Below are 26,149 nucleotides of genomic sequence, written 5' to 3'. Positions count from 1 at the left end.
ATTCGGCGCTCAGCCGAAGAACGCCTCGGCCTCGCGGTAGCGCTCGTCGGGCACCCGCTTGAGCTGCTTGGTGGCCTCGGCCAGCGGGACCAGGTCGATGGCGCTGCCGTGCAACGCGACCATCTGGCCGAACTGCCCGGCATGCACCGCTTCGGCGGCGTGCAGGCCGAACCGGGTGGCCAGAACGCGGTCGTACGGGGTCGGGCTGCCACCGCGCTGCACGTGGCCGAGCACGGTGGTGCGGACCTCCTTGCCGATGCGGCGTTCGATCTCCGCGCCGAGCTGCTGGGCGACGCCGGTGAATCGCTCGTGGCCGAATTCGTCGATCCCGCCCTCGCGCAACGCGAAACCGGATTCCTCCGCCGGATGCGAGCCCTCGGCGACCACGCAGATGAAGTGCTTGTCGCCGCGCTGGAAGCGGCGCTTGATCATCGCGCACACCTCGTCGACGTCGAACGGCACCTCGGGCACCAGGGTCAGGTGCGCGCCGGCCGCCATGCCCGCGTTCACCGCGATCCAGCCCGCGTGCCGCCCCATCACCTCGACCAGCATCACGCGCTGGTGCGATTCCGCGGTGGTGTGCAGCCGGTCGATCGCCTCGCTGGCGATGCTCAACGCGGTGTCGTGGCCGAAAGTGACGTCGGTGCAGTCGATGTCGTTGTCGATGGTCTTCGGCACGCCGACCACCGGCACGCCCTCGTCGGACAGCCAGCTGGCCGCGGTGAGCGTGCCCTCGCCGCCGATCGGGATGAGCGCGTCGATGCCGTTGTCGTCCAGGGTCCGTTTGATCCGGCCGAGCCCGGCGCGCAGCACGTCGGGGTTGGTCCTGGCGGTGCCGAGGATGGTGCCGCCCTTGGTGAGCAGCCGGTCGGTGCGGTCGTCATTGTGGATCTGGATCTTTCGATCCTCCAATAACCCGCGCCAACCGTCCTCGAACCCGACGATCGCGTCGCCGTAGCGGCCGTTCGCGGTGCGAACGACAGCACGGATCACCGCGTTCAGTCCTGGGCAGTCTCCGCCTCCGGTCAGGATTCCGATGCGCATGGCCGCTATCTTGCCCCGCCGGGCCGCGTTCGGCAGGACGACCCCCGCGAAGCCTGGGTAATCGGCCATCAGTAGATGTACACAATCGCGCGCTCGCCGCCGTTACAGGTGACCAGACCGTCCCGGGTAACGCATTCCATGGTGTAGTTCTGCTGGGTCGCCGGGCTGAACGCGACGACCTGCCTGGTGCCGTCGGCGTCGGAGCCCGCGCTGTAGGCCTTGCGGAGTTCCTCGGCGAAGTCGCAGGTGGTGAACACGTTGCCGATCGCCGAGTAGGTGAACCGGCCCGCGGGCGGGTATTTCGTCGCGCATCCCTTGGCGTTGTCCGGCACCGGCGCGAGGGTTGGGGTGACCGGGCCGGGGAAGATCGCGTCCCGCTCGAACCAGCCGATCGCACCAGCGAGCCCGAGCACGACCACAAGCGCACCGGCCACGGTGAGCCATTTGCGCCGGGACGAACGTTTCGCCGGGCCCGGCGCCTTCGGCTCGTCCACTCCGGCTGCTGCCGCCACGGCCGGTTCGGGACCGGTATCCGGGCGACCCGGATTCGGCTCCTGGACTCGGTGCGGTTCGCGTCGAACGACCTCGCCGCGCCTCGGTTCCGGCGGCCGGGAGATCCGGTTCACGCCGGGTCGGCTGGGCGATAGCGGTCGTGGAATCGCGTCGGTGGGCAGCGCGTTCGCGATCACCGGCTGCGGTCCGACATTCGGGAACACTACGGTGGGCGGCGCCTTCGGTCGCACCAATCCCATTCGATCGGTGGGCAATTCGGTCACCGCGACGACCGCGCGGCCGGTCAGCGCCGACTTCGCCGCCGACGCCAGCGCGCCTGCGGTCGAGTAGCGATCCGTCGGCCGCTTGGCCATGCCGCGCGCGACCACCTCGTCCAATGCCGCTGGTATGCCCGGCCGGACGGTGCTCGGCCGCGGCGGCGGCATCGAAAGATGCGAGCGGATCAGCACACTCATCTCGTTCGCCTGGAAAGGCTGTGTGCCGGTGAGGCATTCGAACAGCACGCAGGCGAGCGAGTAGACGTCGGCGGTGCCGGTGATCGGGCCGTTCTCGAAGCGTTCCGGCGCGATGTAGCTGTAGGAGCCGACCGCCGCGGCGCCGGTGCCGGTCATGTCCGGATCCTTGGCGGACCTGGCGATGCCGAAATCGGCCAGATAGGCGAAGTCCGAGGCGGTGACGAGAATGTTGGCGGGCTTGACGTCGCGGTGCACCAGGCCCTCCGCGTGCGCGGCGTCCAGCGCGGCGCCGATCTGCTCGATGATGCCGATCGCGCGGGCGGGCGTCAGCGGTCCCCCGCCGCGCAGCACCGAGCGCAGGTCGTGGCCGCGGACCAGGCGCATGTCGATGTAGAGCACGCCGTCGATCTCGCCCCAGTCGTGGATCGGGATGACGTGCGGTTCGCCGACCCGCGCGGCCGCCTGCGATTCGCGGCGGAATCGCTCCTGGTACATCGGGTCTTTGGCGAGCGCGGTCGGCAGCAGCTTGACCGCGACGACCCGGTCCTTCACCGTGTCGTAGGCCTCGTAGACCTCGCCCATGCCGCCGCGGCCCAGCAGCGAGCGCAGCTCGTAAGGACCGAATCGAGTCCCGATCCTCGTCCGCGGTCCGTCCACCCCGTCACCTCCACTCACGTGCGCGACCCGGCGCACCGCGGGCCTGGCGGCCCACATCCGTACGTCGGGATTCTCAGGGGTACCCGTTACCCGGTCAAGTTCGGCGGATCAGGCGGCGCAGCGCCCTCCGGCCAGCTCGTTCAGGTGCTGGGAAATAACCGTGGAGAGCTTGTCCAGCATGGTCATCCCGTCGGAGAACGCGCCGGAATCCGGCTGTGCGGCGAACGCGACGGCGAGCTGTCCGGTCGGCGTCGAGATCAGCCCGAACTGCCGGACCAGGTACGCGCCCGACGCGTCCGGTCCCCAGCCGCCCTTGAACTCGGCGCCGCTGAACGCGCCGAGACCCCAGCGCTGCGCCGCCTGGATCTGTTCCATCAGATTGATCACCGGCGCGGACTGCGGCAGGCAGGGCAGGCGCGAGGCGAACCGAACCTGGTCCGCCAGTGACCAATCCGCCTGCCCGAAGGCCGAGTTCTCCGGCCTGGACCGGGTGGCGGGCACGGTGGTCTTGGCGTCGCCGCCCTCCCGTAGCACCGACTGAACCGCCTGCGCCGCTTCCTGATTGGTGCCCAGCGATTGCCACAGCGTGTCGGCGGCGGCGTTGTCGGACGCGGTGATCGCGGCCGACGCGGCATAGCTCGGGCTGCCGCCGGTGAGCCGCAGCGCGGCAATGGTCAACGGCACCTTCATGGTCGACCACGCGGGACCGGTGGTCCAATCACCGAAGCTGACCACCTGGTCGCCGCCGACCGGCATGATCGCCAGGCCGAGACGTCCGCGGGTACTCGCCTGCAACTCGGCGACGCCCGCGGCGAGCGTGCCGGGAACCGTGATGGACAGGCCCTTTTGGTCCGCGTGCGACGCGGCCGCGGTAATGCTGGTCTCCGCCGCGTCCGAACCGTTGCCGCCGGATCCGCATCCGGCCACCAGGAATACGGCTAATACCGCGTAGCCCAATGCTTTTCGCACACGAGCCACCCGGGGTCGATCAATATACATACACCACCGCATTTTCGCCGCCACTACACGTGACGAGCTGGCCTTCGCTGAGGCAATTCATCGTGTAGGTCCGGCCGGTGACCGGACTGGTCGCCACGACCGAGCGCGACGACTCCCGCGACGCCGTGCTCGCGGTATTCGATTCGGCGTAGGCGCGCCGCACCTCCTCGGCGAACGCACAGGTCGTCGCCGCGGATCCGGTGGCGGACTTGGTGAACGAGCCCGTGGTCGAGCCGCCCTGGGTGCACGGCTTGGCGCCGGCGGGCAGGGTGACCGTGGTCGGCTTGGCCGGCGTGGACGCGACCGGCGGGGGCGAGGAACTGCCCGGCGCCGGGGGCTGCGCGCTCGCCGTGGGTACCGGCGCGCCCGCCTGCTGGTCGGTGGGTGGCGCGACGTTGCGGGAGGTGAACACCTGCCAGCCGATCGCGCCGACGACGGCGATCACCACGATCACCACCACACCGATCAGGATCGGCAGCACGACGGAGCGGCGCTTGCCGGTCGGGGCGTACGAATCCGCTTCCGGCTCATAGTCGTCGTAGTCGTCCGCGTAACCCGGCTCCGCGTACTCGCGCTGCGCGGCGTAGTTGCTCGGCGGCGGGTAGTCGGGGCGCGCGTGGCCGCCGTGGGCGGAATATCCACCGGCGCCGTAATACTCGTCGGGCTCGGAATACGCCTCCGGCGCGCGGTAGCCGTCCGGAGCCGAATAGGCCTGGGTGGCCGACTGATCGGGCGGGTAGTCGTCGGCGGGCGGCGGGAAACCCTGCGGGTCCGCGAACTTCGTCGTCTCGTACCGCTGGGGATCGGAGTACGCCTGCCCGCCCGCGTAGGGCTCGCTCTGCGAATAGGCCTGCGCGCCGGGATGTTCGATAAACGCCGTCGGCTGATCCGGGTATGGCTGCGCCCCAGGCCGTCCCGCGTACGGCGGTTCGGGTTCATCCGAATACGGCTGCTCACCACGCGAGTCGGGATACGACCCGCCCGGCTGAGCCGAATACGGCTGCCCATTACGCGGATCCGGATACGGTCCGCCCGGCTGATCCGAATACAGCGGTCCCCCGCGTGAGTCCGGATACGGCAACCCACCAGGAGAGTCCGAATACGACGGTCCGCCGGGCTCGTCGGAGTACGGTCGTGCCCCGCGCGGGTCCGGGTACGGCGAGCCGCCGGACTGGGCCGAGAACGGCTTGTCCACCTCCGGATACCGCTGCCCACCAGGCTGATCGGGATACCGCTCGCCGGGCTGATCCGGATACGGCTGACCGCCGCGCCGGTCCGAGTACGGCTGTCCCTTGATCGGGTCCGGATAGGGCTGGCCGACCGGCCGATCCGGGTACGGCTGCGCGCCGGACTGCTCCGAATACGTCTGTCCGCCGGACTCTTCCGAGTACAGATGCGCGTCCGGGAACGGCCGCACCGGCGGCAGCGCCTGCTCTGGCGTCCACCGCGGGGCAGGCCCGAACGGCGCCGCGGGCTCCTGCGGCCCGGACAACGTCGTGAACTGGATCTCGGTCGGCCGCACCACGGTCGGGGCGCCGGGCAGGATCACCGCGGAGATCTCCCCCGTGGACTCCGGCGGCACCGCCCCCGGCGCACGAACCACCAGCATCGGCCCGGTCGGCGGCGGCACAGTGGGCGCGGGCGCGTCCGCGGGAACCTCGGTCGCGGGCATTTCGGCCGTGCCGGTCGGCGGCGGACTCGACAGCGCGGCCCGCGCGGCCAGCGCCAGCGCGGCGGCGGTCGGCCACCGGTCGGCCGGATTCTTGGCCATGCCCCGGCTGATCACCGCGTCCAGCCCGGCCGGGATCCCCGCCTGCTGCGCGCTCGGCCGCGGCGGTGTCTCGGAAAGATGCGACCGGATCAGCACATTCATGCTGGCCGCCGGGAACGGCGAGGCGCCGGTCAGGCACTCGTGCAGCACGCAGGACAGCGAATAGATGTCCGCCCGGCCGGTGACCTGGCCGACGTCGAACCGTTCCGGCGCCATGTAGATGTAGGAGCCGACGGCCATGCCCACCACCGTGACGGCGCTGTCGCCCTCGGTGTGCGCGATGCCGAAGTCGGCGAGGTAGGCGTGGTCCGCGGCCGTGACCAGGATGTTGGCCGGTTTCACGTCGCGATGCACCAGGCCGCCCGCGTGCGCGGCGTCCAGCGCGGAGGCGATCTGCTCGATGATGCCCACCGCGCGAACCGGGCTCAGCGCGCCCTCGGTGCGCAGCAGCGTGCGCAGGTCCACGCCGGGCACCAGCTGCATGTCGATGAACAACACGCCGTCGATGACGCCCCAGTCGTGAATGGGGACGATGTGCGGTTCGGCAACCCGCGCGGCCGCCTGCGATTCGCGCCGGAACCGGACCTGATAGGCGGGGTCGCCAGCGAGTTCCTCGTGCAGCAGCTTGACCGCCACCACCCGGTCTTTCACCGTGTCATAGGCCTCGTAGACCTCGCCCATGCCCCCCTTGCCCAGCAGCGATCGCAATTCGTACGGCCCGAACCGTGTGCCGGTTCTCGGCCCAGGTGCCTCCACCCCGTCAATCCTCCACATCCCGGGCCAGGAGTGCACGCATAACTCTCGCGACGCCTGCCCGTCAAAGAGTGGATTCTCCGGGTGTCACCACCCCGTGGTCAAACGCAAAGACGATCGCGGCGGCCCGATCCCGCAGCTCGAGCTTGCCGAATATGTGTCCGACATGGCTTTTCACCGTGACTTCGGAAATACCGAGTTCGCGGGCGATCTCCGCGTTCACCCGGCCGCGTCCGATCAATTCGAGCACCTCGTACTCGCGCGCGGTCAGGTCCGACAACCGAGCGGTGCTGCGGGTCGGGCTCGGCCGGACGGTCCGATAGGCGGACAGCACGCGTTCGGTCACCGACGGATCGAGCCAGGCGCCGCCGCCCGCGACCATCCGCACCGCGCGGATCAGGTCCTCGGCCGGCGAGTCCTTGAGGATGAAGCCGGCCGCGCCCGCGCGCAAGGCGCCGGAGAGCAGCTGATCGTCGTCGAAGGTGGTCAGCACCAGCACCGGCGGCGCGCCCGCGCGGGCACGCAGGATGCGGGTGGCGTCGATGCCGCCGACCCGCTTCATCCGCAGATCCATCAGCACCACGTCGGGTCGCTCGGCCGCCACCGCGGCGAGCACCTCGTCCCCGTCGGCGCATTCGCTGACCACGAATCCGTCGCGGCGGCGCAGGATGCGGCGCAGTCCGCCGCGGACCAGCTCCTGGTCGTCCACCACCAGCACGGTGACCGCGTCCTCGGCACCCGAGGGCGCCGCCGCCGTCACCGCGTCGCTCCCGGCTCGCCGCGATGTCTCATTGCGCCTCCCGTATCGCCGACGGACCACCGTGCGGCACACCGGCCCAGGACGTGCACATGAACCCGGACCGCACCGGCGCCAGCGGAATGGCCACCCGGACCGACCAGCCGTCGTCGTACGGTCCCGCGATCATTCGCCCGCCGAGCAGTTCGGCCCGCTGCACCATGCCCGACACACCCATTCCCGCGCCCCGCTGGGCGGGCAGCCCGGCGGGCAGCGTGTTGTCCACGGTCAAGATCGCCGCCGTGGCATCCACCGCGACCTGAACCAGCGCGGACGCGCCCGGCGCGTGCTTGACCACATTGGCCAGCGACTCCTGCCCGATCCGGTACAGCGCCAGCCCGACCGCGGGCGAGACCGCGCTCAGATCCTCGGCGCAGAGGTAACGCACGTCGAGCCCGGCCCTGGCGAAGTCGCCGACCAGGCTTTCGATGTCGTCCACGCCCGGTTCCGGCAGATGTTTCGACGGTCGTGCGTCGAGCAGCCCGACCGTGCGCCGGATGTCGGCCATCGCTTGCCGGCCGAGCTGCTCGGCCTCGGTGAGCGAGTCCACCGCCTCGTCGACCTCGCGATCGGTCTGCAACGCGTGCCGCGCCGCGGTGAGATGCAGCAGCGTGATGCTCAGCGAGTGCGCGATCACGTCGTGCACCTCGCGGGCGATCCGGCGGCGCTCCTCGTCGGCCGCCTGCGCCGCGCGAATGTCCTGATACCCGCGTTCCTGGTAGAGGAATCGGCGCTGATATTGCAGCAGCACCCCGGCCATCCAGCCGAACGCGATGCTGACCAGGTAGGACGGCAGGCCCTGAGAAAGGTTGCCGTACATGTCGAACAAGACCAGTTCGACCATCATCGCCACGGTGGTCGGCACGCTGACCCGCATCCCCGCGATGGCCGACACCTCGCCGGCCGCGGCGACCAGCACGAACGGCGCGAGATCCGGCGAGACCGGCTGAACCAGGAACAGCGCCTCGGCCGCCATCGCGAAAAGCCCCAGCGTCGCGGGCCGCGGCACCACGCCGAGGAACGCGTACATCGGACCGAACGCCGAGGTCAGCAGCACCGCCAGAATCGGGAGCGCGGTCGGGAAGTAGCTGTGCCGCTGGACCGCCGACGCGACCGCGACCAGCATCAGCGCCACGTCGACCACGATGATGACCGATGGCGGATAGTCGAACGGCAACTCTTCGACCCGGCGCAGGAACGAGGCCACCGGCTGCCGGGTGAAGTCGGCGATCCGGGCGCCGGTGTGCCGGAGCCCGTCGGCGAACCTCCGGTACGCGCGGGTCATCCGCCTCGGCTCGTGCGCCGGGGCGGAGACGCCGATCACACCCATGGGCTAAGGCTAACCGCCCGGTCGCGGCCCGTACATCGTTCCTGGAGCGGGTCGCTTCTCCTACCGTGGGCGGAGACGAATTCGGGTCCCTGGCACGAAGACAACCGGAGGCACTCGTCCGTAACGTGAGACACAGCGTCACACGGAAAGGCGAGGCTCATGTCCTGGAAAGATCAGCATGCCCGCACCGAAATCGTGCACGCCGTCCTAGCCCGCGCCGCCGTCGATCCGGCCGATCCGCGATTGTTCACCGGGATCCCGGAGCTGGAGCGCCTGTTCGGCGACGCGGACGGGTTGCTGCTCGCGCTGCGTTATCGCTGGAACATCCACCTCGACGCGAAGCTGGATCAGGCTATGGCACAGGGGCAGTCGGCACTCGAGGCCTACCTCGAGCTGGCCGCCGAGCAACCGGTGCTGCGCGCCGTGCTCGATGCCCAGTATCGTCGCCGCCAGCACGCGCCGGAAGTCATGGCGCGGTAGTGCGCGACACGGAACTGCTGACCGACCGAACCGAGGGTGGGGCACCGATGCCGGAGCAGGCGATGCTCGAATTGTCCGGGGTCACCAAGGAATATCGAGTCGGTGGGCAGACGGTGCGCGCGCTCGACGGGATCAGCCTGCGCATCGAACCGGGCGAATTCACCTCGATCATCGGGCCGTCCGGCTCCGGCAAGAGCACGCTGCTGCACCTGCTCGGCGCGCTGGACACCCCGGACGCGGGCTCGATCCGATTTCAGGGGCAGGAGATCGGGTCGCTCGACGACGAACGCCAGTCCGAGTTCCGCAGGCATCGGGTCGGTTTCATCTTCCAGTTCTTCAACCTGCTGCCCACCCTGTCCGCGTGGGAGAACGTGGCGATCCCGAAGTTGCTGGACGGCACCGGGTTACGCCGGGCCAAGCCGCGCGCGCTCGAGCTGCTCGACCTGGTCGGGCTGAGCGAGCGGGCGGGGCACCGGCCCGCCGAGTTGTCCGGCGGTCAGATGCAGCGGGTCGCGGTGGCCAGGGCGATGATCATGGATCCGCCGCTGATCCTGGCCGACGAGCCGACCGGAAACCTGGACTCCAAGACCGGTGCGTCCATCCTCGAATTGCTCGGCGAGATAGCCGGTTCCGGCAATTCGGTGGTGATGGTGACCCACGATATGGGCGCGGTGGCCTACTGCGACCGGGTGATCACGCTGCGCGACGGGCGGATCGGCGCGAACGACCGGGCCGAGCGGTCGGTCAGCGCGTGATCGCTGCGGCCTGGGATCGGTTGCGGCTGTTCACCATCGGCGAACTCTTGGTGCACCGCGGGCGCACCCTGATGTCGCTGGTGGTGCTGGCGGTGTCGGCGGGACTGCTGGTCGCGGTGCTGAGCATCTCCGGTTCGGTCACCGGATCGGTGGACCGGCTCACGCGCAGCCTCGGCGGCCGGGCCGCGCTGGAGGTCACGGGGGTCACCGACGCGGGCTTCGATCAGCAACTGCTGCCACGGATCGCGGCCACGCCGGGGGTCGGCACGGCGGTGCCGATGCTGCGCGCGCAGATCGGCAGCGGGGCCGAGCGGGCGTTGCTGATCGGGGCGGATCAGACCGTCGGCGCGCTGGGCGGTGAGCTGGCCGGTCCGATGACCGCACAGGTCGGCAAGCTGATCGCGGTGCCGAACGGGGTGCTGGTCGGGGCCGGGATGGGGCACGCGGAGGGCGAGCGGTTCCGCCTCGGCTCCGGAACCGTCACGGTGGCGGGCGTGCTCGATCCGGCGACGTCGAAGCGGCTCAACGGCGGCCATCTCGTCGCGGCTCCGCTGGGACTCGCGCAACAGGTCACCGGGCGGGCCGGGCGGCTGGACTCGATTCAGATCATTCCTTCGCCTGGCACCTCGGTGGACACGTTGCGCACCGAACTCACCCGGGTCGTCGACGGTCGCGCGGTGGTCGCCGAGCCGAGCCTGCGCACCGCCCAGGCGGGTGGCGCGGTGCAGCTGGTGCGGTATTCCACCATGATGGCTTCGGCTGCGGCCCTGATCGTTTCGGCGTTCCTCGTCTACAACGCGATGAGCATGGCGATCGCCCAGCGCAGGCCGATGCTGTCGCTCCTGCGCGCGATCGGCAGTAAACGCGGGCCGATGGTGCGCGATCTGCTCGCCGAGGCCGCGCTGCTCGGCGGGCTGGGTGGCGGGGCCGGCGCGGTGCTCGGAATCCTCATGGGGCGCATGGCGATCGGTCAGCTGCCTGCCGCCATCATGTCGTCGGTGGAGGCGCGCACCGAGTATCTGGTGCCCGGCTACGCGATTCCGGCCGCTATCGGCGCGTGCGTGCTGGCCAGCGTGATCGCGGCCGGGCTGGCCGCGCGCCAGGTGTACCGGGTCGAGCCCATCGAGGCGCTGGCGCCGGTCGGCGCCGGTCGCACCGACGCGACCGGTCCGCTGCTGCGGTGGGCGGCGATCGTGGCGGGGCTCGGGCTGGCCGGCGCGGCGGTGGTGATCGCCGAACTGGACCTGGGCCGCTATTCGCTCGGCGCGATCTCGACCGCGTTCGTCGCCGCCATCACGCTCTGTTTCGCCGCGACCGGGCCGCTGGTGCGGGCCGCGGCGGCCACCGCGCGCGCCTTCGGTGCGCCCGGCGCGCTCGGCGCGACCACGCTGGAGCGGGCGCCGCGGCGGGTGTGGGCGACCGCGATGACGGTGCTGATCGGCGTGGCGGCCACGGTCGCCATGAGCGGGGCGTCGCGGAACATGATCGATTCCGCCACCGCGACTTTCGAGGACCTGGCCGCGACCGATCTCTACGTCAGCCCGGCATCGATGGCGCAGTTCCCCACCGGCCCGCTGCTGCCCGCCGGATTGACCGAACAGATCGCCGCGGTCCCCGGTGTCGCCGAGGTCAGCCCTGGACAGATGGCCTTCGCCACGCTCGGCTCCGGACGCGTGCTGCTGCAGGGCTTTCCACCGAACGCGCGCCACACCCAGATGGGCGCGCTGGACGACGCGGCGGCCGCCGGGCTGGCCGCCGGTGCGGGCGTGGCGATCTCGCGTGACGTCGCGAAATCGCTCGGCGTCGGCCCTGGCGCGCGGCTGACCCTGCCGACGCCGACCGGTGCACACACCGTGACTGTGCTGCAGGTGATTCCGTACTTCTCCGCGGTCTCGGGCGTGGTCATGATGGATCTGGATCTGCTGCGCCAGTGGTACGAACGGCCGGGCGAGACGGTCTTGACGGTCGCCTTCGCGCCCGGCGTGGATCGGGCGGCGGTGCAGGCGGCGATCCGGCAGCTGGTCCCGCCGGAGATCCACGTGGACACCGGAGCCAACACGGTCGCCGCGGCCGCGTCCAGCATTCGGCAGGGCTCGGCGATGAGCAACGCCATCCTCTGGATCGTCGTGCTGGTGGCTACGGTGGCCCTGTTGAACACGTTGATGCTGTCGGTGCTCGAACGCCGCCGCGAACTCGGCGTGCTGCGCGCCATGGGCACCAACCGCAGGTTCCTGATGCGCTCGGTGCTCGCCGAGGCGGCCGGGATCGGAGTGGTCGGCGCGGCACTGGGTCTCGCGGTCGGCATCGCCGTGCAGTACCTGGCCACCGTCGCGATGGCGCACGCGCTCACCATCGACATCGCCTACCGGCCGAGCCCGATGCTGCTGGCCTACGGAACGGCGGCGCTCGCGCTCGCGCTGCTCGGTTCGATCCCGCCTGCCCTGCGGGCGGCTCGGATGCCGATCGTGGAGGCGCTGGCGGTCGACTGAATCCCGTTGACTACAGCGGCAAGTCGGCGAACCACCCCTTGAACTTCGACTGGGTCATGCCGAAGCCGGAGTCCGGTTGGCTGTCGGTGAGCGTCACCTTGGCGAAGAACAGGTAGCTCGACCGTGCCGGATCGGATTCGAAGCTCACCACCAGGAACCCATCCGGGAACCCGCCGCCGGACTTCTGCCAGCGGTAGGTGGTGTAGGACTTGCCGCCATTGCGTTCGGTCGATTTGGTGTTCGACGGCAAGTCGCGCACGGCCGCCTTGGCATCGTCCGGTGTCTGGAACGCGACGGTGATGAAGTCGGGTTCGTTGATCGGCACGCCCCAGCAGTTCCAGCCGGTCGCCCACTTCGGGAAGTCGGGCACGTCGTCGTCGCTGGAAATCTTGTCGCCCGCCTTGGCGGTGTCCAGGAAGCAGGTCTTGTCGTGATAGCCCTTGCCGCTGCCGATGCCGAACTGGGTGTCCACGCCCTGCGGGAGGATCTTCGGGAAGGCCTTGGCCACGGTCGTCGGATCCGCGGGGGTGTCCGAGGCCGGTGTCTTGCCGAAGTCGAGCGGGGACGACGAATCCGACTTGTTCAGCTTCGCGAACACGACCCCGGCCACGACCAGCACGACCACGACGATGAGCACGAGCACCACGATCAGGCCGGTGTTGGAGCGGCGGGCGGGCGGCGGATACCCCGGATTCGCCGGGCCGTAGCCCATCGGCGGCGGCGGGAAGCTTTGTACCGCAGCGGAGTTGGGCGGGTAGCCGGTGTTCCCCGGCTGGAACGACTGCCCGGCAACGGAATTCTGCGGCGGCGCGGAATAGGCCGGGAACTGCTGTCCGCCAGTCGGGTTCGACGCGTAGTGCGGCGGCGGGTAGGCCGGGGTCGAGGTGGCGTAGGCGGGCGGCGATGCCGGATACTGCCCCTGACTCGGCGGCTGCGCGAGCACGGTCGGGGCAGGCGGCGGGGTGTACGGCGGTGGCGCGGGCAGCGACGGCGCCGGCAGCGACGGCGCGGTGCCGGAGAGCGCTTGCCGGGCGGCAGCGGCGAAGTCCAGGCAGGTCTCGAACCGCTGATCCGGCCGTTTCGCCATCGCGATCGCGATGACCATGTCCAGTGCGGGCGGCAGACCCGCTCGGCGAGCCGCCGCCGACGGCGGCGGCAACTGTAGGTGACCGCGAATGATGTCGGCCGGTGCGGGCGAGTCGAACGGCGCGATCCCGGTGAGCAACCAGTACAGCGCACAGGCCAGTGAGTACTGGTCGGACCGGTGATCCAGATGCGCCCCGGTCATCTGCTCCGGCGAGGCGTAGGCCAGCGTCGCGGTGAACATGCCGGTCTGGGTCAGGTGCGTGGAATCCTCGCGCAGCCGGGCGATGCCGAAGTCGGTGAGGAACACCCGCTCCTTGTGGCCGCCGCTGGACCTGGCCAGCATGATGTTGGCGGGCTTCACATCCCGGTGCAGCACGCCCATGCCGTGCGCGTAATCCAGTGCCCCGGCGACGCCCTCGATGATCTGCACCGCCCGCTCCGGCGGCAGGTTGTGCGGGTTGACCGTGGCCGCGTCCACCCCGTCGACGTACTGCATGGAGATCCACAGCTGGTCGTCCTCGGTGCCGCGGTCGTAGACCGCGACGATGTTCGGGTGATCGAGCTGCGCGGCCAGGTCGGCCTCCCGCTCGAACCGCGCCCGCACCTCGGTATCGGTGAACAGCTCCCGGTTGAGCAGCTTCAGTGCGGTTTGCCGGGGCAATCGGGGATGCCGGGCCAGATAGACCGAGCCCATGCCACCCTGACCGAGCAGCTTCTCGATGGTGAATCCGGCGAAAACCGCACCGCTGGTCAGCAACACATTCCCTTCAGGTCAACCGCGGCCCCCGGAGGTCACGTCCGAGCGCGTCATACAGAGCTTGGAGCATAGCCGGTAACCCCGTGGCCACGCGGTTTCGAATTCTCGGGGAAAATCGGCGAAACTATGGAAGAGACATGATGGTCACGTCAACGAAGTACGGCGTGTTCATAATGACCTCACGCCCGGTTGCCGATCGGGCCGACCCGATGAGCTAAATTTTGCACCGCCGACTGACAGCGATGACACGCACAATGGTGGTGGGGAGGACGCGTGGTGAAGTCGACGGGAACAGGTTCGGGGTTGCGCGGTGTGCTGCGCGGCACGGCCCTGGTCGCATTGCTCGGCCTGACCTCGTGCGCCCTGCTCCCCGGCGAGCACGACAAGACCGACCGGCCCGCGGTCATCGTGGACACCGCAGGCTCGTTCCGCCCCGGCCTGTCGGTGTCCATCCCCGACTCGCTGGCCGCCGATTTCACCCAGCTGCAACCCAGCCTGGCCGGTCAGGTCGGCCTGGCGATCATGCCGGTCGGCGGCGGCCGGATGACCATCTTCGGCGACTGGACCAGCGGCATCGCCTGGTCCACGATCAAGGTCCCGCTGGCCATCGCCGCGCTGCGGCACGACTCGGACCTGAGCATCTTCGAGGACGCCGAGGCCGCGATCACGGTCTCGGACAACGATGCGGCCGAAGAACTCTGGCAGTCGCTCGGCGACGGCCTGGAGGCCGCGCAGGCGGTGCAGGACGTGCTCGACGAGGGCGGCGACTCCACCACTGGCGTGGCCGGACCGCGAACCAAGTTGGACTACACGGCATTCGGGCAGACCGAATGGACCCTGGCCAACCAGGTGCGCTTCGCCTCCCGGCTGCCTTGCCTGCCACAGACTTTCAAGGTCACCGAGCTGATGTCGGAGATCACGCCCGACCAGTCCTGGGGGCTGGGCACGTTGGCGGGCGCCGCGTTCAAGGGCGGCTGGGGTCCCGACGACGACACCGGCATCTACACCGTCCGTCAGTTCGGCGTGGTGCCGACGCAATCCGGCATGGTCGCCGTCGCCCTTGCGGCGCAGGCCGATTCGGGCACCTACGACGACGCCACCGCCATCCTGACCAGGATGGCGGTGCTGCTCGGCCGGCATCTGGGCGAGTTGCGCGGCGGAACCTGCGCGCACTGACCGCGGTTCAGCCCGGCGTGACCAGCCCGGACTCGTAGGCCAGCACCACCGCCTGCGCGCGATCGCGCAGGTTCAATTTCGAAAAGACCTTGGAGACGTGCGTTTTCACGGTCTGCTCGGCGACGAACAGCGATTCCGCGATCTCGGTGTTGGACATGCCCTTCGCGATCAGCTCCAGCACCTCACGCTCGCGCGGCGTCAGCGTGGCCAGCGCGGGCGCGGGCTTGGCCCTGGCGGCGGAGCGGCGGCGGGTGACGTCGGCGATGAGCCTGCGGGTGACCGTCGGGGCGAGCAGGGCCTGCCCGTCGGCGACCACGCGGACCGCGCGCACCAGCTCCTCGGCGGGCGCGTCCTTGAGCAGGAAGCCGCTGGCGCCCAGGCTCAGCGCCTCGTACACGTAGTCGTCGATGTCGAACGTGGTGAGCATGAGCACCCGCACCGGCGGGTCGAACCCGGCGGCCAGAATCAGCCGCGCCGCGTCGAGCCCGTTCATCTCCGGCATCCGCACGTCCATCAGGACCACGTCCGGACGCAGCCGTTTGGCCTCGGCCACCGCGGCCTTGCCGTCCGGCGCGTCCCCCACCACGCTGATGTCGGGCTGGGCGGCGAGCAGGGCGCCGAAGCCCTGCCGCACCATCGCCTGGTCGTCGGCGATCAACACGGTTATTGCCACGGACCTACCCTAAGGGGGCCTGCGCCCGATCAGCGAGACGGCTCAGTTACCGGCTTGACCGAGCAGCGCCGGGTCGAGGGTCACCGACTGGCTCAGCGGAAGTCGCGCGTGCACCTCGAAGCCGCCGTCGGCGCTCGGGCCCGCGGTCAGCTCGCCGCCGACGGCCAATGCCCTGGCCTGCATGCCCGCGATGCCGTGCCCGCCGTTGCCGACCGGGCGCGCCAGCGTGGCGGTGGCGTCGTTGCGGACGATGAGCTCCACGATCGGCCCGACCCGCAGGTGCACCTGGACCGGCGCCTCCGGCGCGTGCCGGGACGCGTTCGACAGCGACTCCTGGGTGATCCGGAACAGCGCGAGGCCCGCGGCGTCGGGCACGGACTCCAGTTGCCCGTCGATCGTCCACGCGATCCGCACACCGGCGCGCAGCGCACCCTCGAACAGGGTCGGCACGTCGACGGCCTTGGGCTGCGGCGCGTGCTCGGGCGCCTGACCGTCGCTGCGGAGCACGCCGAGCATGCCGCGGATCTCGTTGAGCGCCTCCCTGGCGGTGGCGCCGATGGACTCGAATTCCGCACGGGCGGCCGGGGTTACGCCCTCGACCCGGTAGGGCGCGGTCTGCGCCTGCACCACGACCAGCGACATGTGGTGCGCCACCACGTCGTGCAGGTCACGGGCGATGCGGGCCTTTTCCTCCAGGATCGCCCGGCGGGCCCGCTCGACCTCGGTGACCTCCTCCTGCTGCACCAACTGCTGACGCGACTGCACCAGCCAGCGCACCAGCAGGCCGAACAGCACCACCGCGCCGAGCGCGATCGGCCAGCCCCACACCGAGCCCGCGCCCTCGCTCACCATCGTGGTGCCGAGCAGCAGCGAGGTCGCGGCCCAGGCGACGCCGATGATCGGCACCGTCCCCCGGACCGCCACCGCGAGCAACAGCACGAACAGCGACAGGATGTGCACGACCTGGATCGGCATGTCGTTGTTCGGCTGGTGTGCGATCGCCAGCGAGATGAGCAGGCCCGAACCAGCCGAGATCGCCCAGCCGAGCGCCGGATTGATCCGCACCAGCAGGACCGGGAACGCGGCGAGCGCGGCGATGAACGGCTGCACCGCGCCCGGCACCGCGTGGGTGAGGTGCAGCGTGGGCCACGCCACCGCGAAGAAGATGAGGGCGACCGCCACCGTCAACGCGTCGAACCACATCCGCCCGTTCATCCGCTTTCTCAGGGCACGGCTTCGCTGCTTCATACCTACGACCCTAGAAAGTCCAGCGTGCTGCCACGTCATACCCCTGGGTGATTTACCACCCCGTACCCAGGTGCGAGGCCGTGACCCGGCTCCCCCGGCGGCATGGCCACCGAAACCGGTCCCCGGCGTGAGGCCCGCGAGCGGGGCGGCTTCCTAGCGTCGAGATCATGAGCACACCGACCAACGCAGGACCCGCGACCGCGCGGTCCGCACCGGCCGCCGGCGACCCCGTTTCTCCCTCCGCCGCAACCGGTTCCGGGACGCGGCGGGCCGCCGCACTGACCGCCGCGGCGCTGACCACCATGGCGGCCACCGTCTTCCTGGCGCCCGCGCCGCACGCCGCGGCCGCCAGCGCGCCGGCGCCGGTCGAGAGCGCCATGGCCGGCGCGGCGGTCACCGAGCTGACCTCGGGTGGGCCGGGCTCGCTCACCGCCATCCCGGACGACTTCGCCGCGCGGTTCGGTTACCAGCCGAGCCTCCTCGACGGCCTGGTGGTGAATCCGCAGGGTGACTGCTCGTCACCGGTGACGCTGCCGGCCGAGTTCGAGACCGCGTGCAAGGCGCACGACCTCGGCTACGACCTGCTGCGCTACGCCGAGCAGCGCGGCGAGCCGCTCGGGCCGTGGGCGCGGCAGGCGCTGGACAGCACCCTCGACCGGCACCTGCACGAGTCGTGCGACAGCCGGGTCGACCCGTTCTCCCGGGCCCGGTGCAACGCCATGGCCGCCATCGCGAGCACGTTCGTCGATCTGAACTCGCGGCGACAGGGTTACGGAGCGCCGGTGGTCGAGTCGGGGTTCGGTGTGGCCGAGGTGGATTCACCGGACAGCTGGAAGCTGCTCGGGGTGCTCGGTGCGGGGCTGGCCGGTCTCGGGGCGGTACTGACGGTACGGAGCAAGAAGCGCGAGCCGATCGGTTCGGCGCGGGTGAATTCGACCGGGGCACTGGGGGTTACGCGATGACCAGCACACTGCCGAGGACCGGGCGGCTCGAGGCCGGCGGGTTCGGGTTCGAGGATCTGCGCTCACGAAGCACGTTGCGGGAGAGCAAGACTCGCTGGGGTCACATCAGTGCGGCGATCTCCGCCGGGGCGCGGCGTCTCGCGCGGCCGCGCATCGGGACGACGCTGGCGATCGGGGCAGGCACGCTGGCGTCGTTGTCGCCGGGGCTGCTGCCACGAACCCCTGGGGCGCAGGCGATTCTGACCGGGTTGCTGGTGGCGCTCGCGTTGGGCATCGCGGGGATTGTTCGATTCGTGGTGCGACGCCGGGGTTTCGATATCAATCGGCGGCTGCCTCGGGTTCGCCTGCCGTTGCTGGGCGTGCTGTCGGCGCTGGTCGCCTGCGCGGCCGCGCTGGCCGGGCATTGGCAGAACATTCTGCGGGCGGCGATGAGCACGGCGCCGATCGGGGGCGGCTACTGGCTGCGGTGGCTGATCGAAGCGGTGCTGATCGTCGGTGTGCTGGTGGGGATCACCCGGGCCGGGGGCTGGGCGTTGCGCAAGATCGGTTGGGCGCGTGGGGTATCGCTGGCCGTGGCGGTGTCCGGGTTTCTGTACCTGGTCGCCGCGCCCGCGGTGGTCGGGTGGCGGCAGGCGACCTACGCCGGTGCCAACGCGACGGTGGATCCGGCTCTGGTGCAACCGGTCTCGGCGGCCATGTCGGGTAGTGCGGAATCTGCGGTGAGCTGGTCTTCGCTCGGCGCGGAGGGACGCAAGTTCGTCAGCGGCCCGGGGCCGGCCCGAGTCTACGTCGGCGTGGATTCAGCGCCGGACCTGGAATCCCGTGTCACGCTGGCCGTTCGGGAGCTGGAGCGCTCCGGCGCCTTCGCGCGATCGAACCTCGTGGTGATGGTGCCGACGGGTTCGGGGTGGATCGACAGCAATGCCGTGCGCGGGTTCGATCAGCGTTTCGGTGGTGACGTCGCCCTGGTCGGCTTGCAGTACTCCTATGCGCCGAGCTGGGTGACCTTCGTCTTCGGCCGCGACCAAGCCGTCGACGCCGCCCGCGCGCTGTTCACCGCCGTCGAGAACCGGATTCGCACGCTCGACCACCGGCCCGAGCTCTATCTCTACGGGCAGAGTCTGGGCGCGATCGGCGGCAGCTCGGTCTTCGCCGACGACGCGGACCAGGATCGCCGCACCTGCGCCGCCCTGTGGGCCGGGCCGCCCGCCGGTCAGGTGCATCACGCCGGTGCGACCGTGCTGGCCAACAGCTCCGACCCGGTGGTGCACTGGTCCCCCGCCCTGCTGTGGCGGGCACCCGACCTGACCGGCACGCGGCCGGATGCGCCACGTCCCCCATGGCTTCCGGTGCTCAGCTTCGTGCAGACGACCGCCGACCTGCTCGCCGCGCTCGACGCCCCCGCCGGCCACGGCCACCGCTACGGCACCGACCAGGGCACCGACCTGGGCACGTGCTGAGCGCGGCCCCGCATAGAACATGTTCTAATTGCCCATGGCCTTTGTCATCGACGCCACCGTGGACATCGACGCACCCGCCGACCTGGTCTGGCAGGTGATCACCGACTTCCCCCGCTACGGCGAGTGGAATCCCTTCGTCACCGAATGCCACAGCTCGCTGGTCCCCGGCGAGCCGATCGACATGGTCGTCAACCTCGGCCCGCGCCCCCGCCGCCAGCGCGAATTCATCCGCTCGCACACACCGGGCCACGAACTGAGCTACTCGATGAAGCCGGTCCCCCTCGGCACCCTGCACAGCCTGCGCTCCCACACCCTCACCCCGCTCGGCGACACCCGCACCCGCTACGAGTCCCACTTCGAACTCGACGGCTGGCTGCGCCCCGTAGTCGTCGCCCTGCTCGGCAAACATCTCCAGCGCGGGTTCGCGGGCATGACCGCGGGGGTCAAGAAACAAGCCGAGTCACTGCACGTCAGCTGACCCGGGACCGTCTGACTCGCCACCGCCTGAGCGCGGCTGAGATCGCTCGTCGGCGGTGCTCGTGGATATGGAGCGGGGGCGAGCTGTGCCGAGAACCCGTGTCGCCCTACGGCTTTCGCATCGCACGACCGAGGGGGTGGAGTCGGTCGGCCCGAAACGGCCGGGCGTGGTCAGGGGCGCAGGTGAGCGAGGGCGGCGTCGAGGGCGGCGTCGGCGTAGCCCTCGGTGAGGCCGCCCAGACCCAAGGACCAGCGGGATTGGATGGGGCCGAGCAGCAGGTCGGTGGCGAGTTCGAGGTCCAGGTCGGGGCGGAGTTCGCCGGATCGCACGCCGGCGCCGAGGCGTTCGGCGATGGCGGCGCGTTGCGGGAGCAGGAGGCGTTCGCGGTAGGCGGCGCCGATCTCGGGGTCCTGCTGGATTTCGATGTAGATCGCGCGCAGGAACGATTCGAAGCCGGGATCGGTGAGCGCGGCGACCGAGCCGCGCAGCAGCAGCCGCAGGTCGGCCGCGATGTCGCCGGTGTTCGGCAGCGCGAGACCGTCCGGGCCGGAATCGAGTTCGAGCATCGCGTCGAAGACGACCGCGCCCTTCGACGGCCACCAGCGATAGATGGTCTGCTTGCCGACGCCGGCCCGGGCGGCGATCGCCTCGACGCTCAGCTTTCCGTAGGGCAGTTCGCGGATCAGTTCGGCGGTGGCGGCGAGGATCGCGGCACGGGCGCGTTCGCTGCGGCGGAGGGCGCTGGGGGTGTCTGGCACGTGGCCAGCGTAACACCAACGAGACGAACCGTCTCGTCTTGACAGCGCGCGGCCGGCTTGGCATTCTTTTCGAAACGAGACGGAGCGTCTCGCGACGAAAGGATCTCCCCCATGACCAGAACCTGGTTCATCACCGGCGCCAACCGCGGACTCGGCCGGGCCTTCACGCTGGCCGCGCTCGCCGAGGGTGACCGCGTCGTCGCGACCGCTCGCGACCCGCGTGCCATGGCCGAGCTCACCGACGAGCGACTCACCGTGCTGCCCTTGGACGTTCGCGACCGCGACGGCGTAATCGCCACCGTGGACAAGGCTTTCGCACTGATGGGCACCATCGACGTGATCGTGAACAACGCGGGCTACGGCCTGGTCGGCGCGATCGAGGAACTCACCGAGGCGCAGATCCGCGATCAGATGGACACCAATTTCTATGGTGCGCTGTGGGTTTCCCAGGCGGCCGTGCCGCATCTGCGCGCGCAGGGCTCCGGCCACATCGTGCAGATCTCGACCGTCGGCGCGGTCGGCAGCCTTCCGCTGTTCGGCCTGTACAACGCGAGCAAATGGGCACTGGAAGGCTTCAGCGCCTCGCTCGCCGACGAGCTGCGCCCGTTCGGCATCGCGGTCACCCTCGCGCAGATGGGCGGCTTCGACACCGACTGGGCGAAGACCAGCATGCAGTTCGGCACCGGACTGCCCGCCTACGAGCAGGTGCGCACCGGAATCCTCGGCATGCCGGACTACCCGGAACCGAGCGCGCCGCCGCCGGCGACCGACTACGAATCCGAATGGAAGGAGGCGGCACCCGAGGTCGGCGCGGCCGGCCTGATCGCACTGGTGAACGAGCCGAATCCGCCCGTGCGCAAGATCATCGGCCCCGGTGCGCATCAAATGGTCGCCATGGCGCTGGACCAGCGCCGCCTGGACTACGCCACCGACCCCGAATTCACCTGGCCCGCCTGAACTCTCGGATCCATCGCAGCGAATATCCGCCGCTTCGACAACGACCTCGTAGACCTGCCTCGACCTTCACAGAGCTGTCACCGGGTGAACCGCTATGTGGAGCGTCGAGGAGGTTTGCGAAGCTCGCGATCCTTGGATCGGTCCGACAAGCGTCCGGGTCATCTCCGCGCCGCGGCGCAACCGTGACGGCGGGGCCGCCCATGAGGACGTCCGCAAAGTTCCGCTATGCCACCGATCGATCCGGCAAGCATTCAGCTCATCTCCCACGCCGCGACGCAACCGCGTGGCGACGGGGCCATCGCAGGCAGGTCTGCACAGTTCCGATAGCCCACCAATCGGTCCGATAAGCGTTCGGTCACCTCCGGACCGCGGCGCAACCGCATGAACGGTCCACCCCGGAGGCGGCCTGCGAAGTGCCGCTGGCCCGCCGATCGATCTACTTAGCGTTCGGCCACCCTCGAGCCGCGGCGCAACCGCGTAACGGCGGGGCCACCCATGAGCGGTCTGCCAAGTTCCGCTCTCCCACCGATCGGTCCGATGAGCGGTTTCTTCGAAGTGCCCGCACCGCGTGATAGCTCGCGTCTTCGCATACCCCCCGCCTGGACCCGCACACGAATCAGCTAGCTGATCAGTTCGCGAAAGTCCAAGCGGGGGTGCGGGGTTCGGTGTGTCAGGCGATGGCGCCGCGGGCGGCTTCGTATGCCGCGCCGACGCGGTACAGCCGGTCGTCGGCGAGGGCGGGGGCCATGATCTGGAAGCCGACCGGGAGGCCGTCGTCCTTGCTCAGCCCCGACGGGACCGACATCGCGGGGTGACCCGCGAGGTTGGTGGGCAGGGTGCAGAGGTCGGACAGGTACATGGCCAGCGGGTCGTCGACCTTCTCGCCCAGCTTCCACGGGGTGAACGGGCTCGTCGGCGAGACCAGCACGTCGACCTGCTCGTAGGCCCGGTCGAAGTCGCGCGCGATCAGCGTGCGGACCTTCAGCGCCTGGCCGTAGTACTCGTCGTAGTACCCGGCGGACAGCGCGTAGGTGCCGATCATGATGCGGCGCTTGACTTCCGGGCCGAATCCGGCGGCCCTGGTGGCCGCCATGACCTGCTCGGCGCTGTGCTGCCCGTCGTCGCCGACCCGCAGGCCGTACCGCATCGCGTCGAAGCGCGCGAGGTTCGACGACACCTCGGACGGCATCACCAGGTAGTAGGCCGACAGCGCGTATTCGAAGTGCGGACAGGACACCTCGATCACCTCGGCGCCGAGTTCCTTCAGCACCGCGACCGCGGCGTCGAAGGATTCGAGCACACCCGGCTGGTAGCTGTCGGAGTGAAGTTCCTTCACCACACCGACTTTCACGCCGCTGAGGTCGCCCTTGGCGCCTTCGCGGGCCGCGGCCACGACCGGGGCGACCGGCACGTTGCGCGAGGTGGAGTCGCGCGGGTCGTACCCGGCGATCACCTCGTGCAGCAGCGCCGTGTCCAGCACCGTCCGCCCGCACGGGCCGCCCTGATCCAGCGAGGACGCGCAGGCGACCAGGCCGTAGCGGGAGACCGTGCCGTAGGTCGGCTTGGTGCCGACGGTCGCGGTCACCGCGGCGGGCTGGCGGATCGAGCCGCCGGTGTCGGTGCCGATGGCCAGCGGCGCCTGGTTCGAGGCCAGCGCGGCGGCCGAACCACCGCCGGAACCGCCGGGGATGCGGGTGGTGTCCCACGGGTTGCGGGTCGGGCCGTAGGCCGAGTTCTCGGTGGACGAACCCATGGCGAACTCGTCCATGTTGGTCTTGCCCAGGATCGGAATGCCCGCGGCGCGCAACCGGGTGGTCAGCGTCGCGTCGTAGGGCGAGACCCAACCCTCGAGAATCTTCGATCCACAGGTGGTCGGCATGTCCGTGGTGGTGAAAACGTCCTTGAGCGCCAACGGAACTCCGGCCAGCGGCGACGCGGGCGCGGCGCCGGAGGCGAGCGCGGAATCCACCGCGGCCGCGGCCTCGAGCGCCTGATCCTGCGACACGTGCAGGAACGCGTGGTACTCGCCGTCGACCTCGGCGATCCGATCCAGATGCGCCCGGGTGACCTCGACCGAGGACACCTCGCCGCCGTGGATCTTCTCGGCCAGTTCGGCCGCGGACAGCGCGGTCAGGTCACGCCCACCCGTCGCCCGACCATCGCCCGCCACGGAGTCGCTACGCGATGCTTCACTCATTGGGACTCTCCCAGGATCTGCGGAACCACGAACTTCTGCTCCTCCGCCGCCGGGGCGCCGGACAGCGCCTGTTCCGGGGTCAGGCAGGGCACGACCACGTCGGGCCGGGTCACGTTCGTCGTCGGATTCGGCGACGCGGTGGCCGGGACATCGGCGGCGGCGACCTCGGAAATGGTCCGCACGTGGCTCAGGATCGAATCCAGCTGACCGGCGAACTGATCCAGTTCGGCATCGGACAGCGCGAGCCGGGACAGCCGGGCGAGGTGTGCTACCTCGTCACGGGAGATGGCGGGCACCGCGGGACCCCTTTCGGCTTCGGTTTCAACAGTTCACATCGTGTTCCGGCAACGCGATTGCGCACCGGCCACGCAACCCGTACAGCCTAGCCACCGGCCACCGCGCGACACCGACCGCCCATGCCTCGGACCCGGCGGATCCGTCGCACGGTCGCAAATGCGATCCCGGTGATCCGATTTTCGATCCCGCGCGCGCCGCAGGCGAGCGACAGCGCGAGATCCGCCGCTACGTGGCTGCTCAGCGCGGGCGTACCGCAGGGACACAAAGGAATACCGTCGATCCGGTCGAACATCGCATATCGGGCGCGGGCCGGCCACAACAGCGCGACACCTGCCGCTTGTGTCGGAGGGCGGCGGTAGGCTGAGCGTGCCGCGCAGGGCGCCGATTCGGGTCGATCCGGTTCGACGACACGGTTTTCCCAACTAGCTCGACACGCCGTATTGTCACGAAATCGCCGCGTGGCGTACATCACTGGCCGTACTTCGAGTCGATTACCGGGGCGCGGGGGTGTAAGTATTGCGTGACCCGGGTATCCGTTGAGAGCCTCGGCCGCCCTAGGAAAGGAACGCACGTGTCGTATCTGCTCCGCGTGCAACTTCCGGATCGACCGGGAAGCCTCGGTGCCCTCGCGCTCGCACTCGGCTCCGTCGGCGCCGACATCCTCTCGCTGGACGTGGTGGAACGCGGCGCCGGCTTCGCCGTCGACGACCTCGTCGTCGAGGTCCCGCAGGGCGCGCTGCCCGACACCCTGATCACCGCGGCCGAGTCGATCGGCGATGTGCGCGTCGACTCCATCCGCCCGTACTCCGGCGTGCTGGACACCCACCGCGAACTCGAACTGATCGACCAGGTCGCCAGCGCCAAGGACGACCGATTACAGGTGCTCGTCGACGGCGTGCCCCGCGTGCTGCGCGTCGGTTGGAGCACCATCATCGACATGGGTCCGCAGGGCGCCTACCGCGTGGTCGGCAGCCCGAGTGCGCCGGAGACACAAGCGGGTTCGGCGCCGTGGATGCCGTTGGAAAAGCCCGCCATCCTCGACCCCGAATCCGAATGGGTTCCGGAGATCTGGCGCGACATGGACACCAAGCTCGCCGCCGCCCCGCTCGGCAACACCGGCAAGGTCCTGCTGCTCGGCCGCCCCGGCGGCCCCGACTTCCGCCCCTCCGAAGTCGCCCGCCTCGGCTATCTCGCCGGAATCGTCGCCACCGTCCTCGGCTGACCACCCGCCAAAGGCCCACGCGCAGAACAAGACACACCGGACGCCCGCCCTACGCCCAGCTCCGTCAGCCAACGGGACCTGCCGGCGGAAAAGTGCGAGTAGCTGCACCCTCACGTCCCACCCACCGACAACCCTCGCCATCAGCGGGAGCTAGCAGCCAGAAGGTCAAGCACCCACCCTAGCTGTCCCGTTCGGCAGCAACTCTCACGGCCAATGGGACCTGGCAGCGGGAAAGTACGAGTAGCCGCGCCCTCATGTCCCATTCGGCGGCATCCCTTACCGTCAACGGGACACCAGGGCGCGAAAGTACGAGTAGCCGCACACGCATGTCCCGCTCGGCGGCAATGTTCGCCACGAAAGGGACCTGAGGGCGGGAAGTTGGAATGGCCAGGCCCTGGTGTCCAGTTCGACAACAACTCTCACGGTCGGCAGGACAAGGTCAAGGGAGCGTGAGCGGCGAGACAGCCCTAGCGGCCGCCCCGTGCCCCGCTCACCGACAGCCCATTCGGCCCACAGGACACCACAGCGAGAAACGCGGAGTAACCCCGCCGTCATGTCCCACTCGGCGGCATCCCTTACCGCCAACGGGACACCAGGGCGCGAAAGTACGAGTAGCCGCACACGCATGTCCCGCTCGACGGCAATGTTCGCCACGAAAGGGACCTGAGGGCGGAAAGTTGGAAAGGCCAGGCCCTGATGTCCAGTTCGACAACAACTCTCACGGTCGGCAGGACAAGGTCAAGGGAGCGTGAGCGGCGAGACAGCCCTAGCGGCCGCCCCGTGCCCCGCTCACCGACAGCCCATTCGGCCCACAGGACACCACAGCGAGAAACGCG

At 69.9% G+C, this 26,149-nt stretch carries 21 protein-coding genes; 9 read left to right on the top strand and 12 right to left on the bottom strand.

The genetic code is table 11. From position 1 onward, the window contains the following. Positions 1–9: 9 nt before the first annotated feature. From ACFQ9K_RS05030 to ACFQ9K_RS05005, 6 genes are all read right to left on the bottom strand, one after another. Positions 10–1,044 carry an ATP-dependent 6-phosphofructokinase gene (locus ACFQ9K_RS05030; RefSeq protein WP_378719794.1) on the bottom strand — a complete coding sequence of 345 codons (1,035 nt, stop codon included), beginning with the start codon at positions 1,042–1,044 and terminating at the stop codon, positions 10–12. Between the two features lie 68 nt (positions 1,045–1,112). Next, complete coding sequence (locus ACFQ9K_RS05025; protein ID WP_378719764.1) at positions 1,113–2,669, bottom strand: protein kinase; 1,557 nt, start codon at positions 2,667–2,669, stop codon at positions 1,113–1,115. A 108-nt stretch (positions 2,670–2,777) separates the two neighbouring features. Continuing rightward, complete coding sequence (locus ACFQ9K_RS05020; protein ID WP_378719766.1) at positions 2,778–3,638, bottom strand: hypothetical protein; 861 nt, start codon at positions 3,636–3,638, stop codon at positions 2,778–2,780. A gap of 19 nt (positions 3,639–3,657) precedes the next feature. Then, positions 3,658–6,195 carry a protein kinase gene (locus tag ACFQ9K_RS05015; protein ID WP_378719768.1) on the bottom strand — a complete coding sequence of 846 codons (2,538 nt, stop codon included), beginning with the start codon at positions 6,193–6,195 and terminating at the stop codon, positions 3,658–3,660. 61 nt (positions 6,196–6,256) lie between these two features. Continuing rightward, entirely contained in the window at positions 6,257–6,952 is a 696-nt protein-coding gene (locus ACFQ9K_RS05010) for a response regulator (RefSeq protein WP_378719770.1), read from the bottom strand. Positions 6,953–6,980: 28 nt separating this feature from the next. Further along, entirely contained in the window at positions 6,981–8,318 is a 1,338-nt protein-coding gene (locus ACFQ9K_RS05005) for a sensor histidine kinase (RefSeq protein ID WP_378719772.1), read from the bottom strand. A 159-nt stretch (positions 8,319–8,477) separates the two neighbouring features. On the opposite strand from ACFQ9K_RS05005, the gene ACFQ9K_RS05000 reads away from it, so the two are divergent. Genes ACFQ9K_RS05000 through ACFQ9K_RS04990 form a run of 3 tightly spaced genes read left to right on the top strand, consistent with a single transcriptional unit; the run spans position 8,478 to position 12,042 of the window. Beyond that, entirely contained in the window at positions 8,478–8,798 is a 321-nt protein-coding gene (locus ACFQ9K_RS05000) for a hypothetical protein (protein ID WP_378719773.1), read from the top strand. Positions 8,799–8,845: 47 nt separating this feature from the next. Continuing rightward, on the top strand, positions 8,846–9,553 hold the full coding sequence (locus ACFQ9K_RS04995; protein WP_378719795.1) for an ABC transporter ATP-binding protein: 708 nt from the start codon (positions 8,846–8,848) through the stop codon (positions 9,551–9,553). Further along, positions 9,550–12,042 (top strand): FtsX-like permease family protein, encoded by a 2,493-nt coding sequence (locus ACFQ9K_RS04990; RefSeq protein ID WP_378719775.1) that lies wholly within the window; start codon positions 9,550–9,552, stop codon positions 12,040–12,042. Before ACFQ9K_RS04995 ends, ACFQ9K_RS04990 begins: the two co-directional genes overlap by 4 nt. A gap of 10 nt (positions 12,043–12,052) precedes the next feature. Here the strand turns inward: ACFQ9K_RS04990 and ACFQ9K_RS04985 are convergent, their stop codons facing one another. Further along, positions 12,053–13,885 (bottom strand): protein kinase, encoded by a 1,833-nt coding sequence (locus ACFQ9K_RS04985; protein ID WP_378719776.1) that lies wholly within the window; start codon positions 13,883–13,885, stop codon positions 12,053–12,055. Between the two features lie 273 nt (positions 13,886–14,158). Here ACFQ9K_RS04985 and ACFQ9K_RS04980 point away from each other — a divergent pair, with 273 nt between their 5' ends. Continuing rightward, positions 14,159–15,061 (top strand): hypothetical protein, encoded by a 903-nt coding sequence (locus tag ACFQ9K_RS04980; RefSeq protein ID WP_378719777.1) that lies wholly within the window; start codon positions 14,159–14,161, stop codon positions 15,059–15,061. A 7-nt stretch (positions 15,062–15,068) separates the two neighbouring features. On the opposite strand, the gene ACFQ9K_RS04975 is transcribed toward ACFQ9K_RS04980, so the two are convergent. Both ACFQ9K_RS04975 and ACFQ9K_RS04970 read right to left on the bottom strand, forming a co-directional pair. Continuing rightward, positions 15,069–15,734, bottom strand: a complete 666-nt coding sequence (locus tag ACFQ9K_RS04975) for a response regulator transcription factor (protein ID WP_150405426.1) — start codon at positions 15,732–15,734, stop codon at positions 15,069–15,071. Positions 15,735–15,776: 42 nt separating this feature from the next. After that, entirely contained in the window at positions 15,777–16,982 is a 1,206-nt protein-coding gene (locus tag ACFQ9K_RS04970) for a sensor histidine kinase (RefSeq protein ID WP_378719779.1), read from the bottom strand. A gap of 167 nt (positions 16,983–17,149) precedes the next feature. Here ACFQ9K_RS04970 and ACFQ9K_RS04965 point away from each other — a divergent pair, with 167 nt between their 5' ends. From ACFQ9K_RS04965 to ACFQ9K_RS04955, 3 genes are read left to right on the top strand one after another with little or no spacing between them, the layout of a single operon-like run. Further along, complete coding sequence (locus ACFQ9K_RS04965; protein ID WP_378719781.1) at positions 17,150–17,944, top strand: hypothetical protein; 795 nt, start codon at positions 17,150–17,152, stop codon at positions 17,942–17,944. Beyond that, on the top strand, positions 17,941–19,404 hold the full coding sequence (locus ACFQ9K_RS04960) for an alpha/beta-hydrolase family protein (protein ID WP_378719783.1): 1,464 nt from the start codon (positions 17,941–17,943) through the stop codon (positions 19,402–19,404). Before ACFQ9K_RS04965 ends, ACFQ9K_RS04960 begins: the two co-directional genes overlap by 4 nt. A 34-nt stretch (positions 19,405–19,438) precedes the next feature. Next, positions 19,439–19,882 carry an SRPBCC family protein gene (locus ACFQ9K_RS04955; RefSeq protein ID WP_378719785.1) on the top strand — a complete coding sequence of 148 codons (444 nt, stop codon included), beginning with the start codon at positions 19,439–19,441 and terminating at the stop codon, positions 19,880–19,882. A gap of 170 nt (positions 19,883–20,052) precedes the next feature. On the opposite strand, the gene ACFQ9K_RS04950 is transcribed toward ACFQ9K_RS04955, so the two are convergent. Next, positions 20,053–20,640 (bottom strand): TetR/AcrR family transcriptional regulator, encoded by a 588-nt coding sequence (locus tag ACFQ9K_RS04950; RefSeq protein WP_378719786.1) that lies wholly within the window; start codon positions 20,638–20,640, stop codon positions 20,053–20,055. A gap of 111 nt (positions 20,641–20,751) precedes the next feature. Between ACFQ9K_RS04950 and ACFQ9K_RS04945 the strand changes: the two genes are divergently transcribed. Next, complete coding sequence (locus ACFQ9K_RS04945) at positions 20,752–21,597, top strand: SDR family NAD(P)-dependent oxidoreductase (RefSeq protein ID WP_378719788.1); 846 nt, start codon at positions 20,752–20,754, stop codon at positions 21,595–21,597. Positions 21,598–22,267: 670 nt separating this feature from the next. Here ACFQ9K_RS04945 and gatA read toward each other — a convergent pair. Both gatA and gatC read right to left on the bottom strand, forming a co-directional pair. Next, positions 22,268–23,794 (bottom strand): Asp-tRNA(Asn)/Glu-tRNA(Gln) amidotransferase subunit GatA, encoded by a 1,527-nt coding sequence (gene gatA / locus ACFQ9K_RS04940; RefSeq protein ID WP_378719789.1) that lies wholly within the window; start codon positions 23,792–23,794, stop codon positions 22,268–22,270. Beyond that, entirely contained in the window at positions 23,791–24,090 is a 300-nt protein-coding gene (gatC, locus tag ACFQ9K_RS04935; RefSeq protein WP_378719791.1) for an Asp-tRNA(Asn)/Glu-tRNA(Gln) amidotransferase subunit GatC, read from the bottom strand. Before gatC ends, gatA begins: the two co-directional genes overlap by 4 nt. A gap of 572 nt (positions 24,091–24,662) precedes the next feature. Between gatC and ACFQ9K_RS04930 the strand changes: the two genes are divergently transcribed. Then, positions 24,663–25,313, top strand: coding sequence for an amino acid-binding protein (locus ACFQ9K_RS04930; RefSeq protein WP_014987212.1), 651 nt, complete (start codon positions 24,663–24,665; stop codon positions 25,311–25,313). Positions 25,314–26,149: the final 836 nt, after the last annotated feature.

Origin of the sequence: Nocardia sp. NPDC056564 (assembly GCF_042793755.1) — a bacterium.
Classification (GTDB): Bacteria; Actinomycetota; Actinomycetes; order Mycobacteriales; family Mycobacteriaceae; genus Nocardia.
The sequence above is the reverse complement of the archived record's forward strand: the minus strand, read 5'-3'. Positions and strand labels throughout refer to the sequence as shown.

Bases quoted from the DNA above. Each gene is read 5' to 3' on its own strand.
- ACFQ9K_RS05000 (WP_378719773.1), top strand. From the start codon at position 8,478: ATGTCCTGGAAAGATCAGCATGCCCGCACCGAAATCGTGCACGCCGTC.
- ACFQ9K_RS04960 (WP_378719783.1), top strand. From the start codon at position 17,941: ATGACCAGCACACTGCCGAGGACCGGGCGGCTCGAGGCCGGCGGGTTC.
- ACFQ9K_RS05030 (WP_378719794.1), bottom strand. From the start codon at position 1,044: ATGCGCATCGGAATCCTGACCGGAGGCGGAGACTGCCCAGGACTGAAC.
- gatA (WP_378719789.1), bottom strand. From the start codon at position 23,794: ATGAGTGAAGCATCGCGTAGCGACTCCGTGGCGGGCGATGGTCGGGCG.
- ACFQ9K_RS04945 (WP_378719788.1), top strand. From the start codon at position 20,752: ATGACCAGAACCTGGTTCATCACCGGCGCCAACCGCGGACTCGGCCGG.
- ACFQ9K_RS04970 (WP_378719779.1), bottom strand. From the start codon at position 16,982: ATGAAGCAGCGAAGCCGTGCCCTGAGAAAGCGGATGAACGGGCGGATG.
- ACFQ9K_RS05005 (WP_378719772.1), bottom strand. From the start codon at position 8,318: ATGGGTGTGATCGGCGTCTCCGCCCCGGCGCACGAGCCGAGGCGGATG.
- ACFQ9K_RS04995 (WP_378719795.1), top strand. From the start codon at position 8,846: ATGCCGGAGCAGGCGATGCTCGAATTGTCCGGGGTCACCAAGGAATAT.
- ACFQ9K_RS04955 (WP_378719785.1), top strand. From the start codon at position 19,439: ATGGCCTTTGTCATCGACGCCACCGTGGACATCGACGCACCCGCCGAC.
- ACFQ9K_RS04965 (WP_378719781.1), top strand. From the start codon at position 17,150: ATGAGCACACCGACCAACGCAGGACCCGCGACCGCGCGGTCCGCACCG.